This is a genomic window from Sphingobium sp. (assembly GCA_023266575.1).
Taxonomy (GTDB): domain Bacteria; phylum Pseudomonadota; class Alphaproteobacteria; order Sphingomonadales; family Sphingomonadaceae; genus Sphingobium.
Genome location: JAHFPV010000006.1, coordinates 103,175 through 120,449, shown reverse-complemented (window position 1 = coordinate 120,449; position 17,275 = coordinate 103,175). Strand labels below are relative to the sequence as shown.

The following is a 17,275-nucleotide window of genomic DNA, read 5'->3' as shown; positions in this document are numbered from 1 at the left end:
CTGGACAGGCATCAAGATTTTTTGCGGGCGGACTTAACCGCCCCTTCTTGCTCGGCCGAAATGGGCGTCGCAGCCCCCTTCTTGCGCAGCGCAATGCCGCTCAGGCAGGCGTGCAATATATAGTTGGCGCTCATCCGGCTGACATAGGTGGGGTCCAGGATCGGCGCTGCATCAAGCAGGTCGAAGCCGACCACCTTGGTCTGCGCGCAGAGTTGCCGCACCATCGGGATCGCCTCCCGCATGGTGATGCCGCCGGGCACCGGACGGCCTGACGCTGGCGCATCGCCCGGATCAAGGACGCTCATGTCGAACGAGATAAAGACATTGTCCGGTCCCTGCTTCAGGCCCGCCAATATCTCCTTGGTTACCGCCTGCCAGCCGCGTTCCTGTATCGCGGCCGTGGGCAGGATGCGTGCGCCGCTGTCGGTCAACCGCTTCTGCGTCGCCGGATCAGCGTCGCGCCCGTGCAGGCCGACCAGCGTCACGTCGCTGCCGCGCAACAAATTTTGCTGCATCAATCGGGTCAGAGTCTGCGTGTCGGAGATCAGATGATCGCCGTTCAGCTCCGCCCCGGCATGGGCATCGAACTGGACCAGCGCGACCTTGCCCGCGCCATAGGTATCGACCATCGCCGCGACATCGGCAAACATCACCGCATGATCGCCCCCGACGATGAACGGCACCACGCCGACGCTCGCCATCTCGGCGATCATCATGCGGACATGGGGCAGCCCGCGTTCGGGCGCCATCGGGTCGATCGCCAGATCGCCATAGTCGGCGATCGACAGCAGCAGGCCCGGATCTACCCCGCCATCGGCATCTGCGCCGACCAGCCCGTCCATCCCGCGCAACGCCATCGGTGCATGTTTGGAATCGCGCCAGCCCGACGAGAAATCGAGCGGCACGCCGACAAAGGCGACCTCCACCCTGCCCGCGACCAGATCTTCCTTGCGCAGCGCGACCGGCGCGTCGGCAAAGGTCGGCACCCCGCCGCGCTGGAACAGATAGCGTTTCAGGCTGAACGGGCCATCGTCGCGCTTTCGCTTGTCGAACAGCTTGGGGCGCAACGTCGTGCTGGCGTTCCAGCCGCGCGCCTGCGGGTTGAGCGCAATCTCCGACGGATCGCGACCGGCCATATATTTGCTATCCTCCACCACCGCCATCAACGCGCTGGCATAGGCGTCGACATCGGCGGCGGAGCGCCCCGCCAGCGCTACCTGCAATTTCTCGTCCGTCAGGCCGAAGCGGGCCAGCACTGCCGGGTCGGACAGAAAGGCCTTCTTCTCCGGCGACAGGCTGGCCAGCGGATCGCTGCCCTGCGCCATGGCGGGCGCGGACAGGGCTGCAAGGGCCAGGGCAAGAGCGGCGCCACGCGCCAGCAAAGCGGTGCGCGCCATCAGTTCTTCTTCCCATAATAAGCGTCCAGCCCATGATCGACCGACACCGGGTTGAGATAGCCGGGCTTCAACCCTTTCTTGCGCATGGCGATACCCGCGAGACAGGCGTTCAGCAGGAAATTGCTGTTGAGCGCGGTCTTGTAACTGGTGTCGAGATAGGGCGCGACTTCGACGATATCGATGCCGGCAATGTCATTTTCCGCGCACAGGTTGCGCATGATCGGCTGCGCCTCCCGCATGGTAAGGCCACCGGGAACCGGGGTGCCGGTGCCCGGCATGAAGGCGGGGTCGAGCACATCGACGTCGAAACTGATCCAGAGCTTCTTGGTGCTGGTCCGCGCTTCTTTCAGCGCACGGGCCATAACCTTGTCCCAGCCCCATTTTTCGACCTCGACCATCGTGTGATATTTCATGCCCTTGTTGCGCATCCAGCCGAAGGTTTCGAGATCGGGACCCCGCGCGCGCAGGCCTACCTGGATATAGTCGCTGCCCCGGACATGGCCTTCATTGATGACGCGATAGACCGGCTGGCCATGATCGAGCAGATGCACGCGGCCCCGGCCAATGTCATAATGGCTGTCGAAATGGATGACCCCGACATTGCCCTTGCCATGGACATCGGCGGCGGCGGCGACATTGGGATATTCCAGGCTGTGGTCGCCCCCGATGACGATCGGGATCGCGCCGGTGCGGGCGATTTCCGCCACCATCGCGCGGACATGATCGACGCTGCGTTCGGTCGAATTCTGGTCGATGGCGATGTCGCCATAATCGACGACTTTCAGCGCCGCATTGGGGTTGATCATCGAATACATGTCATTGCCGCCAGCCCCGCCGGTCATCCGCATCGCGCGCGGCCCATCGATTGCGTTGCGCCAGCCTGACCCCATATCGAGCGGCGCGCCGACGATGGCGACATCGACCTTGCCCGCTTTCAGATCCTCCGGCGTCATCGCCAGCGGCGCACCGGCAAAGGTTGCAAAGCCCCCGCCAAAGCCACCAATGTAACGGGTCAACTCCATCGGCCCGGCCTCACGCCGTGGGTCCATCGTCGCGGGGCGTTTCGCCTTCCAGGCGTTGAACCAGGGCGATGATGTGTCGAGCGGGATCGCCGCGACATCGCGCCCGGCCTTGAATTCGACCTGCGCGTGCAGCGCCTGCATCGCGTCGATATAGGCACTGATCTCTTCCGGCTTACTGGTGCGGATACGATCGAACAGCGCGTCCTTCTCAACATAGCGCCCGGTGACGCCGCTCTTGAGAAAGTCGATCTTCGCCTTGTCGATGCCGGCCAGCTTCGCCTCGACATCCTTGGGCAGTTCCAGCGGCTTGGGCTTGCCCATATCATCTTCGGCCGGCATTTGCGGCGCGGGCGTGGCCGCGTTGGGCAGGTCGCCTGCCAGCACGGCCCCGATCGCCGCGATCCCGGCCATGCTCCATCCTGTAACGGCGGTCAAAGAAGGCATCATCGTCTCCGGCCCGCGCGGCGCAGGCAAAGGCTGTGGGCAGGGAAAGGGAACAGCTGCCCCAATCCCGACAAGCTATGCGGCCAGCCCGCCACTCCCCATGGGGCATTTGACGTAGGATGGCGCGCCATAGGAGCAGACGAACAGGCTACGTCAAATGCCCCATGTCTGACTGCCTGCGCAGTCCATAGCCTTCCCAGCATTGCAGAAAAGCACGAGGCGGCATCGCGGTCGCCCGCAGCGCTATGGCCTCCACGAAGAGGCGGCCAGACGCACACCGGGAGGGGCTGATGTCAGGGAGCTATTGGATACAAAAGGGGAATAGCATGTCATATCGCAAGACGCTGAGGCTGGGACTGCTGTCCGCCACGATGATGACCAGTGCGGCCCTTGCCGCACCCGCGCTGGCGCAGGACACACCTGCCGCCGCCGAGGCCGACAGCGACGTCATCGTCGTCACCGGCACCCGCCGCAGCACCACGCTGATGGAAACGCCGATCAATATTGCCGCCATCGGGGCGGAGCAGCTGGCGAACGAACGGATCGACGATATTCGCGACATCGCGGCCTTCACGCCGGGCATCACCATCACCGATACCGGTCCCTATGGCGCGGGAAACATCGTGATGCGCGGTCTGTCGGCCAGCGATACCAGCTCGACTGGCGGTAACAGCGACACCGCAATCGGCATCTATCTGGGCGATGTTCCGCTCTACACCGATTACAAGCTGATCGATCTGGAGCGCGTGGAAACCTTGCTGGGGCCACAGGGCACGCTTTACGGTCTCGGCACGCTGGCCGGTGCGATCCGCTACATGCCCAACCGGCCCGATCCGACCAAATTCAGTGGCGAAGCCTATGGTCGTCTCTATGATGTCGCGCACAGCAAGGGGCTGGGCTATGTGGCCTATGGCGTGCTGAACGTGCCGATTGTCGCGGACTCGATCGCCTTCCGCACCGTCACCGGCTATTATTATGATCCTGGCTTCATAGACTATCCCTTCCTGCTGAAACAGCCCGGCGTATCGCTGCCGCAGCCGGGTCCGGTGTCCAATCCGATGGGCAGCGACGCCGACAAGAGCGCCAATTTCGCGGGCAAGAAGGATCTGAACTTTGAAAAGACCTTCACCAGTCGCAACCAGCTGGGCTATGTCGGCACGGATTTTGAGGCCTATTTCACCTACGCCTTTCAGCAGACCAAGACCAACGGGCGTCAGGCGACGGGCGGCAATGTCGTGGGCGAAGGCAAATACGAAGGCCCATGGCGTTCGGAGGAGCCGTCCAAGCGTACATCGCACCTGATCTCGCTCGAAATGCAGGGTAATGTTGCCGACGTTGCGCAGGTCGTGTTCGTCTCTGCCTATACCAACAAGAAGCGGCGCAGCTCGATCGACGTCACCGATCTTCTGATCGACCTTGATTATGATTATGAACTGTTCCCATCCTTCTCCGGCTACACCAGGTCGCGCGGAACCGACGAGCAATATAATCAGGAAGTCCGCCTGGTTTCCACCCATGGAGGTCCATTCAGCTGGGTAGTGGGCGGCTTCTGGAACAGGCAGAGTAGCGATTCCGATTATCGTGAAATCGTACCGGGCTATCCGGCCTATGCCGGTATCGACCGACCCGACGAAGTCGAATATGCGTCCTATGTGAACACCAAGCTCGACGAAAAGGCGGTCTTTGGCGAAGGCAGCTTCAAGATCACGCCGGAGTGGCAGGTAACAGCCGGCATCCGCTATTTCAAGTATAAGGCCGATGTCATTGGTGGCACGGCGCTGCCGCTGTTCCAGACTTTTCCAGCCATCAATTTCCGTTCGCGCGCAGGCACGACCGGTCAGGATGGCACTGTCTGGAAATTCAACACATCCTACAACATTACGCCGGACCTGATGGTCTGGGGGACTTACTCGAAAGGCTATCGTATTGGCGGCGTAAACCGCGTCGCCCCCTGCGTGCTGCCGCTACCGCCTGGCCAAAATCTCTGTGCGCTGGAAAACGAGTTGTTTTATGGCCCGGACAAGGTGAAAAACGCCGAAATTGGCGTGAGGGCGCAACTGTTCGATCGCAAATTGTCGATGAGCCTCTCAGCGTTCAAGATCAAATGGAACGGCATCCAGTTGGACGGCCAGACCGTCAACGGCGCGATTGGCATCATCACCAACGGCGGCGCGGCGGAATCCAAGGGGATCGATTTCTCCTTCGATGCCCGACCGATCGAGGGGCTGAGCATCCGCGGCAATTACAGCTATCTGGACGCCAAGCTGACCGAAGATGTGCCTGCGCTCCTTTCGGTCCAGGGCGGTGATCTGGTCGATGTGTTTGCCGGTGATCGCCTGCCCGGTTCGACCAAGAATAGCGGCGCAATTGGCGTGACCTATGAATTGCCGATGGGTGACAATGCGCTGGTTCTGGGGTGGACGACCACCTATTCGGGCGGCATCTACAGTCGTCCGGGTCTGCGCGGCGGCGGCGAGCGTATTCCCTCCTACACGATGAGCCGGGCGAACATCACGTACAAGACCGACGTTTATGAAATCGGCCTGTTCGCGAACAACATCTTCGACAAATATGCCATCACCGGGATCGGCAACGACCTGACCCGTTATGGCTTCGTCAATGACGGGGTGATCTATCGCGGCTATGCGCAATCTGTCGCGCAACCCCGCGTGGTTGGCATCGAAAGCCGGGTCAGGTTCTGATCGATCTAGGGGCGGCCTTCCGACGGCAGGTCGCCCCTATTCCACCTCTATCCCTTGGTTTCCCAGCCAGTCCCGCACCGGGGCCAGCGCCGCCTCATGCGCTTTCCAGCGGGCCACGGCATCGGCGTTGATCGGTCTGCGGACCTGCGCGGCACTTGGGGTTGCAACAGCCGCGCGGTTTTCGTGGAAGGACAGGCAGGCCGCGTCCCATGCCAGCCCGCAATGGGCGAGCAGGCGCCGCGTCTGCCCTTCCTGATCGGCGACCAGCGCTTCATAGGACAGTTGCAACACCCGGCCGGGAAACAGCCGCTCCCAAAGCGCCATAAGCCGGTCAAAGCGCAAATAGTAACGGGCGATATCCATAGGATCGTAGCTATAGGCGTAATAGGCTGACTGGCTGGCGAAGAGATTTTTATAATTGCTCCATAGCGTGTCCATCGGGTGGCGGCGCAGGCAGACGATCCGCGCCCGCGGCAAGGCGTGCAATATATGGCCGATATAGAGGAAATTGGCGGGCAGCTTGTCGATGAAGCGGGCTTTGCCCGGCGGACGATGATGGCTGGCGCGGGCCATATAGGCCTGGCCGATCGCCGCCGGATCGGCCGCAGCGCTCGCCGCGATCGTTTCCGGGTCGATCACCAGTCGCGACCTTGTGCCAGCCAGTTGCTTCACCGCCAAAGGCATCGCCTGCAATTCACCCGCTGACCCGAGGTCTGGATGGGATGACAATATCCGGTCCACCAATGTCGTGCCGGTGCGCGGCATCCCGACGATGAAGAGCGGCGCGTCCTCTGCCAGCCCCTCGCCCCAGCCGCGCGGTGGCCGATCGCCAAACAGCCGTTCGATCGCATCGAAAATCGCGGCGTCCTGCGCAAAATCATAGCCGATGGCGCGTTTATGCGCGGCATTGGCCTGGCTCAGATGGGCAAAGGCGGCGGGTGCATCGCCCAAATCCTCCGCCTCCTTGGCCAGCGCATAGCGGATACGCAGCGCATCGTCTGGGCGGGTCGCGGCCTTCAACGTTGCCTTCAGCCGGGGGACATGGTTGGCCGCTTTCGTCTGGCGCGACAGGATGGCGAGCGCATAATGGGCGCGGGCATGGCCGGGATCAGCGGACAGGATCGCCTCATATTGGTCCCGCGCTGCCTCTACACGCCCGGTAAAGCCGCAGGCAGCCGCCAGATTGTAGCGATAGTCGAGATTGTCTGGTTCGCCCGCGACTGCGGCCTCGAACGGCGGCACCGATGCCTCATGGTCGCCCAGCCGCGCCAGCACGCAGCCGATCGTGTCGGACGTCAGCGCATCCCCCCCGCCCAGCGCCAGCGCCTGCCGCGCCGCCTGCCCCGCTTCGCCATCGCGGCGCAGCAGGATCAGCAGCCTTGCATATTGGGCGAGATGTTCCGCCACCGGCCCCCGCGCCACGGCCTGCTCCAGCATCGGCAGCGCCTTGGCCACCTGCCCCGCTTCCGCTGCCGCCAGCCCCAGCAGGAAGAAACCGGCGGGTTGGTCGGGATGCGTCATGGCCAGTTGCTGCGCCGCCTGTGCCGCCTGCGCCAGATCGCCCCGCTCCAGCGCCGCGCGCGCCCGCGCCTCCAGGCTCATGCCGCCCCCATGGTGAAGCCCACCACCCGCTCGATCATCCAGAAACAGCCGACAATTCCGGCGCCATAGAGCGCCGCCTGCCGCACCATCTGCTGCCGGTCGAAAATTGCGGCAAGCTTCATGACGCCCAGCACGCAGCCGACGAAGAATAGCTGCCCCAGTTCCACCCCGCCATTGAAGAAGAGAAGCCCCGGCAGCCGCTCCTGCGGCGCTACGCCCAGTTCGCGCAAAACGGTCGCAAAGCCAAGGCCGTGAAGCAGGCCGAAACTCGCCACCACCGCCAGTTGGCGGCGTTGTTTACCGGGATCGGGAAGCGCATCGTCGCGGGTGCGGATCGCCTCGCGCGCCATGAAGGCGATGGAGAGCGCGATCACCGCCTCGACCGGCGGCACTGGCACCGTGACGACATCGAAAAAGGCCAGCGCCAGGCTGAGCGAATGGCCGATGGTGAAGGTGGTGACGAGCAAAAGCAGGAAGCGCCCGCACGCCAACAGGCAGAGGCACAGCACGAAGGCGAGATGGTCCCAGCCACCCAGAATGTGGACGATCCCCTCCCATGTATAATCGACCGCAATCTCTGGCAGCGCCCGTTCGCGCGCCGCGACCGCGCCGATTGGCAGCGACAGGCTGTCGCCGTCGGGCTGGAGCGCCTGCTGGACGCGGGTGCCGGTCGCGGTGGAGAGGAACGTGCCGCCATCGACTGCCCAAGGGGTGACAATGACGTCATCGGGGGCAATGGCGCGGTCGCAGGCGATGGTGATGGCATAGCGGGTGACGGTCGCCTCATTGAGCCGTTCGCGCGCCGTTTCCCGGCACCCGTCGGGCAGACCGAGCGGTGCATTGCTGGCCAGCACGGAGGGGATGGAGGCGCTGAGGTCAAAGCTGCCGGGGTCGATGCCCGGTTGGATGCTATAGTCGCCGACCCGGAATATATCCGCCTGTGCCGGGGCGGCCAGACCCAGCAGCGCAATGGCCAGCCAGAACGCGCGAACCAGCATATTATGGCTCCACCCGGATATGATAGCGATCCTCCAGCCGGGCGACTTCCTTGTCCACCCGCGTGCCGGTTTCCGCCGCCAGATAATCCTGCTTCACCTGATCGCGCACCGCCGGATAGGGGAGCATCGCTGCGGCGCCCCGGTCCCGCACCCGCGCGAAATGCCAGCCGCGGGTCGAGCGGAGCGGGCCGATCCATGCGCCGGTCGGCGCCTTGTTCACCGCGTCAAGGAAGGGCGCACCGAACATGCCGCGCAGCATTGAGACGCCATAATCGGGCAGGTCATGCCCCATCCAGAAATCATCGCCCTTGACCGTCCCGCCCGATTGCAGCCGTGCCAGCAGCGCCGGGGCATTGGCAGGCGCCTTCTCGAAAAACACATGGGTAAGCGACAGGCGCGGTTCGGCGCGATAGAGGTCGCGATGGGTGGCATAATAGCCGATCAGTTGATCTTCGCTCGGTTCGGGTGGCGCACCGGCGATGAGGAAGCGGACGCGGTCGATCAGCCGCTGCTTGGTGGTCTTGTCGGTCATGTGCATCCCACGATCCACCGCTTCACGGAACAGCAGTTCGTCGGCGATATAATCGTGAATAAGTTTGGCTTTGGCGGCCGCGTCGGGTGCCTTGCCCGCCATCATCGCATAATCGTCGGACAGGCTTTGCTGCACCGATCGCGGCACCTCTATCGTGTCGCGCCGGGCGGTGACCGCCCAGTAGAGCAGGAAGATCGCCCCCGCCACGGCCAGAAAGACGATGAACGGATCGCGGGCGGCGATCCCGCGCAACATGGCAACCAGTCGGCGCATCAGCGCAACACCCTTTCACATGCACCCGACAGGCAGGCGTCGATGCCGGTTATGACGAGGCGATGGATGCGTCCCTCTACGTCAAATGACGCATGGGTTGGGGGCAGAGCTATGCGGCGGCGGCACGACAGGTGAGTTACGGCTGGCGAGGCGGAGGATGGCTGGTCCATCCGATCAAGTAGAACAGAGGAAATCCTGCATTGGAAGGGTGATGATGGGAGGCAAGGTCGGAACTTATTCCCCTCCTGCTATCGGGACCGGGATCAAGGTTCGCTTCTGATCGCCATCCGCCAATTATCGACGCCGTCATCCTGACGGAAGTCAGGATCCATTGGCTCTACCTCTGCGCAAAATGCGCAAAGGTTGCGTGAATGGATCCCGGATCAAGTCCGAGATGACGGGAGTTAAAAACGCCACGCTATCTTCCATGCTTCCCGCTCAAAGGATGTCGCGTTACGCCAGCATCTCCGCCGTGACCGGGAGCGATCTTATGCGTTTGCCCGTCGCAGCGTGGATGGCGTTGACCAAAGCGGGGATGACCGGGGGCAGCGCGGGTTCGCCAAGGCCGGTGGGCGGGTAATCGGTCTTGACGAATTCGACGTGGATGGTGGGCGTGTCGGGGATGCGCTGGAGCGGGTGGGTGTCGAAATTGGCCTGCTCGATCGCGCCTGCGACCTGAGTGATGACCTGTCCAGCGAGCGCCTGTCCCAACCCTTCGATCACCGATCCCTGCACCTGATGCAGCGCATTGATCGGGTTGATGATATGGCTGCCGACATCGCCCGCGACCCAGACATTTTTGACCTTCGGCACGCCGTCGGCGACCGCCACCTCCAGCACCTCAGCGAAATAGCCGGCATGGCTGTAATAGAAGGCAAAGCCCTTGCCCTGCCCTTTTGGCAGCGCCTTGCGGTTCGCCCAGCCGCTCATGGCCAGCGCCTTTTCGATCACGCCCTTGGCGCGCGCGGTGACGAAGGGGGGGCGATTGGCACCCTGGCTGACCTGCGCAGTTTTGGACAGGAGTTCGAGCATGAGCGTTGGCAGATCCTTGCCCGCCGCCACCGCGACCTCATCCATGAAGGCCTGATAGACGAAGGCCAGCGCATTGGAGCCGGGCGCGCGCAGCCAGCCTGTGGGCATGTTGGTCGCCAGGAAGCTTTGTTCCAGCAGCACATTGTCCAGAAGGCCCGCGGGCAATTCGCCGGGCGACAATTCGGCCGACCGCACCGGCTTGCCATCCTTGCCGAAGGTGATGAAATGATCGTGGAAGGCAGTCAGCGCGCCGCTCTTGTCCAGCGCCGCGCGGAAGCCGTGCCACCCCGCCGGGCGATAGAAATCGCGGCGCATGTCGTCGGCGCGGGAGAAGAGCAGTTTGACCGGCACGCCCGGCACCTGCGCGGCGACAAGCGCCGCCTGCACCATATAATCGTTCATCAGCCGCCGCCCGAACCCGCCCCCGATGCGCGTGAAATTGATGCGGATTTTCTCCGGCGGCAGATTGAGCGCCTTGGCCACAAGCCCGCGCCCGCTTTCCGGGTTCTGGGTCGGCGCCCAAATCTCGATGGAACCATCCTTGAAAAGGGCGGTGCAATTTTGCGGTTCCAGCGTGGCGTGGGCGAGGAAGGGATAGCTGTAATCGGCAGTCACGACCTTGCCCGCCGACGCGAATACCGTATCGATATTGCCGGTACGCACAATGTCGCCATCCGATTTGCCCTTCGCGCGGGTGGCCGCCTGCGCGGCATAGTCCTGCGTCGAAAAACCGGTGACCGCGCTATCGTCCCATTCGACTTTCAGCGTCTCGCGCGCCTGATTGGCGGTCCACCAGCTCTTGGCGAGGATGGCGACCCCGTCAAAGCCCGATTCGGGCGTGCCATCGCCCTTGATCGTCAGCACATGGGCGATGCCGGGCAGCGCGCGGACCGAGTCCAGATTGGCCGATTTGAAGGTGCCGCCGAACGCCGGGCAGGTTTCCAGCACGGCATAGAGCATGTCCGGCAGCTTGAAATCGATGCCGAACAGCGGCTTGCCCGAGACGATGGCGGGAGTATCGACGCCGCCGATTGACTGGCCGATGATGCGGAAGCCGGCCGGGTCTTTCAGGGTGAGCGTCGCAGGATCGGGCGGGGTGAGCTTTGCGGCGGCGGTGGCGAGCGCGGCGTAGGGGATTGACTTGCCCGTCTTGGGATCGGTCACCTTGCCGCTGTCCGTCGTCAGCGTGTCTGCGGCAACGCCCCATTGCGCCGCTGCGGCGGCGACCAGCATCGCCCGCGCCGCTGCGCCCGCCTGCCGCGTGGGCAGCCATTCGCGCGGGGTCGTGCGGCTGCCGCCTGCGCTCTGGCCGCCGAAAATCTTGACGTCGGCATGGGTCTGTTCGATGCTGACCTGCGCCCAGTCGACGTCCAGTTCCTCGGCGATCAGCATCGGCAGCATCGTCTTGGCACCCTGGCCAATCTCGGCATTTTTCGCGCCGATGATGACGCGATTATCGGGCAGGATGCGGATGAAGGCGTTGAGGATGACCGGGCTGCCGTCCGCCGCCAGCGCCATCGGCACGGTGAGGTCGAACAGCAAACCGCCGCCAGCGATCAGCGAGGCGGAGATGAAGGCCCGGCGGGAGAGGGTCGCGGCGCTCATGCGACGGCTGCCTTGATCGCGGCGCGGATGCGGACATAGGTGGAGCAGCGGCACAGATTGCCGATCATCGCGGCGTCAATATCCTCGTCGGTCGGTCTGGGCGTCTGGCTGAGCAAAGCGGTGGCGCTCATGATCTGCCCAGCCTGGCAATAGCCGCATTGCGGCACGTCCTGCGCGATCCAGCTGGCAGCAATGCGCTTGCCGACATCGGTGGCGGCCGCGCCCTCGATCGTGGTGATCGCCGCGCCCTTCACATCGCCCAGCAGGGTCTGGCAGGATCGCACCGCCTGCCCGTCGACATGGACGGTGCAGGCCCCGCACAGGCCCGCGCCGCAGCCGAACTTGGTGCCGACCAGGTCGAGATCCTCGCGCAATACCCACAGCAACGGCTTGGCCGAATCGACCTCCACCTGCCGCTTGGCTCCATTTACCGTCAGACTGATCGCCATCTCGCCCACCTTAGACTGTATCACCCGCATTAGAGGCTGATCGGCAGGCATCTGTCCAGTCGGTTCAGTGCTACGGCGTCCCGCGCAAAGCTACGTCAATCGCCCCATTGGTCGCGCATGAATCGCGCTCTAGCCTTTGGCGCGACACAGGCATCGGGGGCAGGACTGTATGACGTTCAAACGCATGGCACTGGGCGCGCTGCTGGCTGCGACGGTGATTTCATCAGCGGCGGTGATCGCCCAATCGGACAAGCCCGCAATCCCCGCCGCGCTGGAAGCCAAGATCAAGGGACTGTCCAAGGCCAAGCGCGATTTCCTGATTTCCGACCCGGCCGAAATGTTTGCCGGTTCCTACGACAAATTGTTCGAGCGGCTGCAGACCAAGACTCCGCAGGAAATCGACGCCTATATCGAAGGGATGATGGCGGCGGTCGAGGCGTCCAAGTTCAACGCCAAGACCGATATGGCCGCGATCCCGCTCGACACCGACAATGAGGATTTCAACGGCTGGAAGCTGCGCCGCCCCGACGGGCTGGACCCCAAGCGCGAGGCCGGGCCATTTTCTCTAAGCTATTATGCCCACAGCATGGGCGGTGGCGGCGTCTATGGCGGCGGCATCGCGACCTTTGCCGGTGCGCCGGTCGCGATCTTCCCCGAAGATCTGGTTGCGGGCAAGGTGGACGTGGCGATCGTCGGCGCGCCGCTGGACATGGGATCGGGCTATCGCGGGGCGAAGGGCGGGCCGTCGGCGATGCGGACCCAATATGGCGCGGGCGGCATCGACATGTTCACCATGGTCGATCCGTCGAAGGAGCTGAAGATCGTCGATTATGGCGACATCGCGATCGACAATATGTCGACCGAACGCTCCGTCGCTCATGTCCGCGAGCGGGTGGCGGAAATTGCCCGCACCGGCGCGCTGCCTTTCATCGTCGGGGGCGACCATAGCCTGGAATATAGCGATGTGGCGGGGCTGGCCGACGTCCATGGCAAGGGCAGTTTTGGCGTGGTTCATTTTGATTCCCACTATGACGCAGGCAAGGGCGGGGTCCATTTCATCACCCATGGCGCCCCGGTCTATCGCGCGGTCAAGGAAGGCCATGTCCAGGGCAAAAACTATATCCAGGTCGGGCTGCGTGGGCCGTGGCCGGAAAAGGAAGGCTTTGAATGGATGCGCGACAATGGCGTACGTTATCACGCGATGCCGGAAATCGAGAAAGATGGCTGGGCCGCCACCATGGAGCGGGCGCTGAAGGAAGCGCGGGAAAGCGGCAAGAAAATCTTTATCTCGTTCGACGTCGATGTGCTGGACCCGGCCTTCATTCCCGGCACCGGCACGCCGGTTCCGGGCGGACTGACCATGCGCGAAGCGATCCCGATCGTGCGACGGCTGTGCGCGGAAAATGAGCTGGTGGGCTTCGAGATCGTCGAACTCGCCCCCGTGCTGGACCCGACCTATCGCAGCGCCTTGAACGCCAATTTCATCATGCACGCCTGCCTGACCGGGGTAGCGATGCGCAAGAAGGGGATCAAACAGGTGGGCTATCTGTCCGACCTGACGACCGAACATGGCCAGCCGGGCTATGGCGAGAAAGCCGCGAAGGAGGGCAAGACCGAGAAGGTCGATCCGGGTTACGGGCGGGGCGGGCGGCGGCGTCCAACGACCTGAGTCTTGGCGCAGCGTGTTCCCACGCAGACGGGAACACTTCGCTCAATGAGACCGGTTGATGGCGGGCCAGAGCCGCCCTTTCGTTCCATACGTCATATGCCCCATGTCGTGACCTGCCGCGCCTGATCAGATGGAGTCCATGACCCTGCAACGCGCCATCACCGTGCCGCCCAAGTCCCGGCACCAGCGCGTCGATGGCCGCGCCATGGTGGCGTTCGGGGCGCGCGGTATTCGCGACATGATGCAGGTCGCACCGGCCCGGCTGCTGTTTCCGCAAGGGCGGGAGGGTGATTTTCCGCTGGCCGTCACTGTGACTACCTGCGGCGGTCTGACCGGGGGGGACCGGCTGGCGCTCGACATCATCGTCGATCCGGGGGTGGGCGCGACGATCGTGCCGCAGGCGGCGGAGAAACTCTACCGCGCGCTGGACGAGGACGAACCCACCCGCATCGAAACCCGCATCAGTATCGGCGCGGGCGCGACCTGCGAATGGCTGGCGCAGGAAGCGATCCTGTTCGACCGCAGCAAGATGCGCCGCACACTGGAGGCCGACATGGCCCCCGACGCGCGCATGTTGGCAATGGAGATGCTGGTGCTGGGGCGCAGCGCCATGGGGGAAAGTTATCAAAGCGGGCTGATCCACGACAGCTGGCGCATCCGCCGGGGCGGGCGGCTGGTCTGGGCGGATGCACTGCATGTCGAGGGCGATTTTGCGTCACAAGGTCGCGCGCCCTTTGGGTTTGGCGATGCGACCGCGATTGCCACATTGGTCTATGCCGGGCCGGATGCCGCCGACTATCTCGATCTGGCCCGCACTTTGGTCGACGCACCGACCGGTGGCGCGACCAGCTTTGACGGCTTGCTGATCCTGCGGCTGACCCGCAACGACGCGCAAGCGCTGCGCAAGGATGTGATGCGTGCGGCAGGCGTGTTGCGCGCGGCGATATTCGGACTGTCGCCCTCCATGCCCACAATCTGCTATTGTTAAGCCCATGAACCTGACGCCGCGCGAAAAGGATAAATTGCTGGTCGCGATGGCCGCCATGGTTGCGCGGCAGAGGCTGGCGCGCGGGGTGAAGCTGAACCATCCCGAAGCGATCGCCCTGATCACCGACCATGTGGTGGAGGGCGCACGCGACGGCCAGTCGGTCGCGACGCTGATGGCCAGCGGCGGCCATGTCCTGACTCGCGATCAGGTGATGGAGGGTATCGCCGAGATGATCCACGACATTCAGGTGGAGGCGACCTTCCCGGATGGGACCAAGCTCGTCACCGTGCATCGGCCGATCCGGTGAGCGGCGTTCATAAACCTCCGTTCGGTTGTGGGCGTTGAACGCATGATCCCCGGCGAAATCATCCCCGCCGCTGGCGACATCGTCCTGAACGCAGGGCGGGTGCCGATCAGCCTGACCGTCGCCAATAGCGGCGACCGGCCGATCCAGGTCGGCAGCCATTATCATTTCGCCGAGACGAACCCTGCCCTCCTGTTCGATCGCGACGCAGCGCGCGGCTATCGGCTGGATATTGCGTCCGGCACCGCCGTCCGTTTCGAGCCGGGGCAGAGCCGGGACGTCCAACTCATCCCTTATGCGGGGGACAGGATCGTCATCGGTTTTCGCGGTGATGTGATGGGGGAATTGTGAGAACGTCTCTCTCTCCGTTCGCCTTGAGCGAAGTCGAAGGGGTCGGCAGCGCGAAGCGAAGCCACTTCGCTCCGCTCAGTAGAAGGCTTCGACTTCGCTCAGCCCGAACGGGGAAGAAGGAAGCATTATGCCCGTAATCATCCCTCGCCGCGCCTATGCCGGGATGTTCGGCCCGACCACCGGCGACCGGGTGCGGCTGGGCGACTCCTCCCTCCTCATCCGGGTCGAGGACGACCTGACTGTCTATGGCGAGGAGGTGAAGTTTGGGGGCGGCAAGGTGATCCGCGACGGCATGGGGCAAAGCCAGATGAGCCGCGCGGACGGCGCGCCCGACACAGTCATCACCAACGCGCTGATCCTCGACCATTGGGGGATTATCAAGGCGGACGTATCGATCCGCGATGGCCGCATCGCCGCGATCGGCAAGGCGGGCAACCCGGACGTCCAGCCCGGCGTCACCATTCCCATCGGTCCCGGTACGGAGATTGTCGCAGGCGAAGGCCGTATCCTGACCGCCGGTGGCATCGACGCGCATATCCATTTCATCTGCCCGCAACAGGTGGAGGAAGCGCTCAACGCAGGCATCACCACCATGCTGGGTGGCGGCACCGGCCCGGCGCATGGCACGCTGGCGACGACCTGCACGCCGGGCGGCTGGCATATCGGACGCATGTTGCAAGCGTTGGAAACCATGCCGATGAATTTCGGGCTGATGGGCAAGGGCAATGCCAGCCAGCCTGCCGCGCTGGTCGAAATGATCCACGCGGGGGCGTGTGGCCTGAAGCTGCACGAGGATTGGGGGACCACCCCTGCCGCGATCGACTGCTGCCTGTCGGTCGCGGACGAGTTTGATATTCAGGTCGCGATCCATACCGATACGCTGAACGAAGCCGGCTTCGTCGAAAGCACGATCGGCGCGTTCAAGGGGCGTACCATCCACGCCTTCCACACCGAGGGTGCGGGCGGCGGTCATGCGCCCGACATCATCAAGCTGGCGGGCCTGCCCAACGTCCTGCCCTCCTCCACCAACCCGACCCGGCCCTATACCGTCAACACGATCGAGGAACATCTCGACATGCTGATGGTCTGTCACCATCTCGACCCCCGCATCGCCGAGGACGTCGCCTTCGCCGACAGCCGCATCCGCAAGGAGACGATCGCGGCGGAGGATATTCTCCACGACCTTGGTGCCTTCTCGATGATGTCGTCGGACAGCCAGGCGATGGGGCGGGTGGGGGAGACGATCATCCGCTGCTGGCAGAGTGCCGACAAGATGAAGCAGCAGCGCGGGTCGTTGGGATCGGACGACGCCGACAGCGACAATTTCCGCGCCAAACGCTATATTGCCAAATATACGATTAACCCGGCCATCGCCCATGGCATCAGCCATATCGTCGGCTCGATCGCGGTGGGGAAGCTGGCCGATCTGGTGCTGTGGTCCCCTGCCTTTTTCGCGGTAAAGCCCGATCTGGTGATCAAGGGCGGCAGCATCGCGACCGCACCGATGGGCGATCCCAATGCCAGCATCCCGACGCCCCAGCCGGTCCATTACCGCCCGATGTTCGGCAGCATGGGCCGAGCGGGCGCAATGTCGGCGGTGCATTTCGTATCGGCGGCGGGGATAGCGGACGGGATCGGTGAACGGCTGCAACTGGCGCGGCCATTGGAGGCGGTACGCAACACGCGCGGGGGGATCGGCAAGGCGTCGATGGTTTTGAACGACGCGATGCCCGACATTCAGGTCGATCCCGAAACCTATGAGGTGCGGGCCGATGGCGAGTTACTGACATGCGAACCGGCGACTGTATTGCCGTTTGCTCAGAGATATTTCCTGTTTTGATGGCTCAGAACCTTCTCCTTACCATCGTCATTCCCGCGCAGGCGGGAACCCATCTCCCAACCTCTCA

General features: G+C 63.6%; 13 protein-coding genes. 6 read left to right on the top strand and 7 right to left on the bottom strand.

Annotation, left to right across the window (positions count from 1 at the left end; translation table 11 throughout):
* Positions 1 to 11: 11 nt before the first annotated feature.
* Both Q0D44_RS08350 and Q0D44_RS08345 read right to left on the bottom strand, forming a co-directional pair.
* A complete protein-coding gene (locus Q0D44_RS08350; RefSeq protein ID WP_294135277.1) occupies positions 12 to 1,397 on the bottom strand; it encodes an agmatinase family protein in 1,386 nt (461 codons plus the stop codon).
* Positions 1,397 to 2,830: an agmatinase family protein gene (locus tag Q0D44_RS08345; protein WP_294135276.1), complete on the bottom strand. Its 1,434-nt coding sequence runs from the start codon at positions 2,828 to 2,830 to the stop codon at positions 1,397 to 1,399. The genes Q0D44_RS08350 and Q0D44_RS08345 overlap by 1 nt, the downstream gene beginning before the upstream one ends.
* Positions 2,831 to 3,189: 359 nt before the next feature.
* Here Q0D44_RS08345 and Q0D44_RS08340 point away from each other — a divergent pair, with 359 nt between their 5' ends.
* A complete protein-coding gene (locus Q0D44_RS08340; RefSeq protein ID WP_294135274.1) occupies positions 3,190 to 5,565 on the top strand; it encodes a TonB-dependent receptor in 2,376 nt (791 codons plus the stop codon).
* 36 nt (positions 5,566 to 5,601) lie between these two features.
* On the opposite strand, the gene Q0D44_RS08335 is transcribed toward Q0D44_RS08340, so the two are convergent.
* The 5 genes from Q0D44_RS08335 to Q0D44_RS08315 all read right to left on the bottom strand — a co-directional run bounded on the left by Q0D44_RS08335 (position 5,602) and on the right by Q0D44_RS08315 (position 12,056).
* Positions 5,602 to 7,167, bottom strand: a complete 1,566-nt coding sequence (locus Q0D44_RS08335; RefSeq protein WP_294135272.1) for a tetratricopeptide repeat-containing sulfotransferase family protein — start codon at positions 7,165 to 7,167, stop codon at positions 5,602 to 5,604.
* Complete coding sequence (locus tag Q0D44_RS08330; protein ID WP_294135270.1) at positions 7,164 to 8,165, bottom strand: HupE/UreJ family protein; 1,002 nt, start codon at positions 8,163 to 8,165, stop codon at positions 7,164 to 7,166. The genes Q0D44_RS08335 and Q0D44_RS08330 overlap by 4 nt, the downstream gene beginning before the upstream one ends.
* A gap of 1 nt (position 8,166) precedes the next feature.
* Positions 8,167 to 8,970: a peptidylprolyl isomerase gene (locus Q0D44_RS08325; protein WP_294135268.1), complete on the bottom strand. Its 804-nt coding sequence runs from the start codon at positions 8,968 to 8,970 to the stop codon at positions 8,167 to 8,169.
* 453 nt (positions 8,971 to 9,423) lie between these two features.
* A complete protein-coding gene (locus Q0D44_RS08320; protein ID WP_294135267.1) occupies positions 9,424 to 11,607 on the bottom strand; it encodes a molybdopterin cofactor-binding domain-containing protein in 2,184 nt (727 codons plus the stop codon).
* Positions 11,604 to 12,056 carry a (2Fe-2S)-binding protein gene (locus tag Q0D44_RS08315; protein WP_294135265.1) on the bottom strand — a complete coding sequence of 151 codons (453 nt, stop codon included), beginning with the start codon at positions 12,054 to 12,056 and terminating at the stop codon, positions 11,604 to 11,606. Before Q0D44_RS08315 ends, Q0D44_RS08320 begins: the two co-directional genes overlap by 4 nt.
* Positions 12,057 to 12,225: 169 nt before the next feature.
* Between Q0D44_RS08315 and Q0D44_RS08310 the strand changes: the two genes are divergently transcribed.
* From Q0D44_RS08310 to ureC, 5 genes are all read left to right on the top strand, one after another.
* Positions 12,226 to 13,725, top strand: coding sequence for an agmatinase family protein (locus Q0D44_RS08310; protein ID WP_294135263.1), 1,500 nt, complete (start codon positions 12,226 to 12,228; stop codon positions 13,723 to 13,725).
* A 139-nt stretch (positions 13,726 to 13,864) separates the two neighbouring features.
* On the top strand, positions 13,865 to 14,713 hold the full coding sequence (locus Q0D44_RS08305) for an urease accessory protein UreD (RefSeq protein WP_294135260.1): 849 nt from the start codon (positions 13,865 to 13,867) through the stop codon (positions 14,711 to 14,713).
* A gap of 4 nt (positions 14,714 to 14,717) precedes the next feature.
* A complete protein-coding gene (locus tag Q0D44_RS08300) occupies positions 14,718 to 15,020 on the top strand; it encodes an urease subunit gamma (protein WP_294135257.1) in 303 nt (100 codons plus the stop codon).
* 42 nt (positions 15,021 to 15,062) lie between these two features.
* Positions 15,063 to 15,368: an urease subunit beta gene (locus tag Q0D44_RS08295; RefSeq protein ID WP_294135254.1), complete on the top strand. Its 306-nt coding sequence runs from the start codon at positions 15,063 to 15,065 to the stop codon at positions 15,366 to 15,368.
* Positions 15,369 to 15,495: 127 nt separating this feature from the next.
* Entirely contained in the window at positions 15,496 to 17,208 is a 1,713-nt protein-coding gene (gene ureC / locus Q0D44_RS08290) for an urease subunit alpha (RefSeq protein ID WP_294135251.1), read from the top strand.
* Positions 17,209 to 17,275 lie beyond the last annotated feature (67 nt).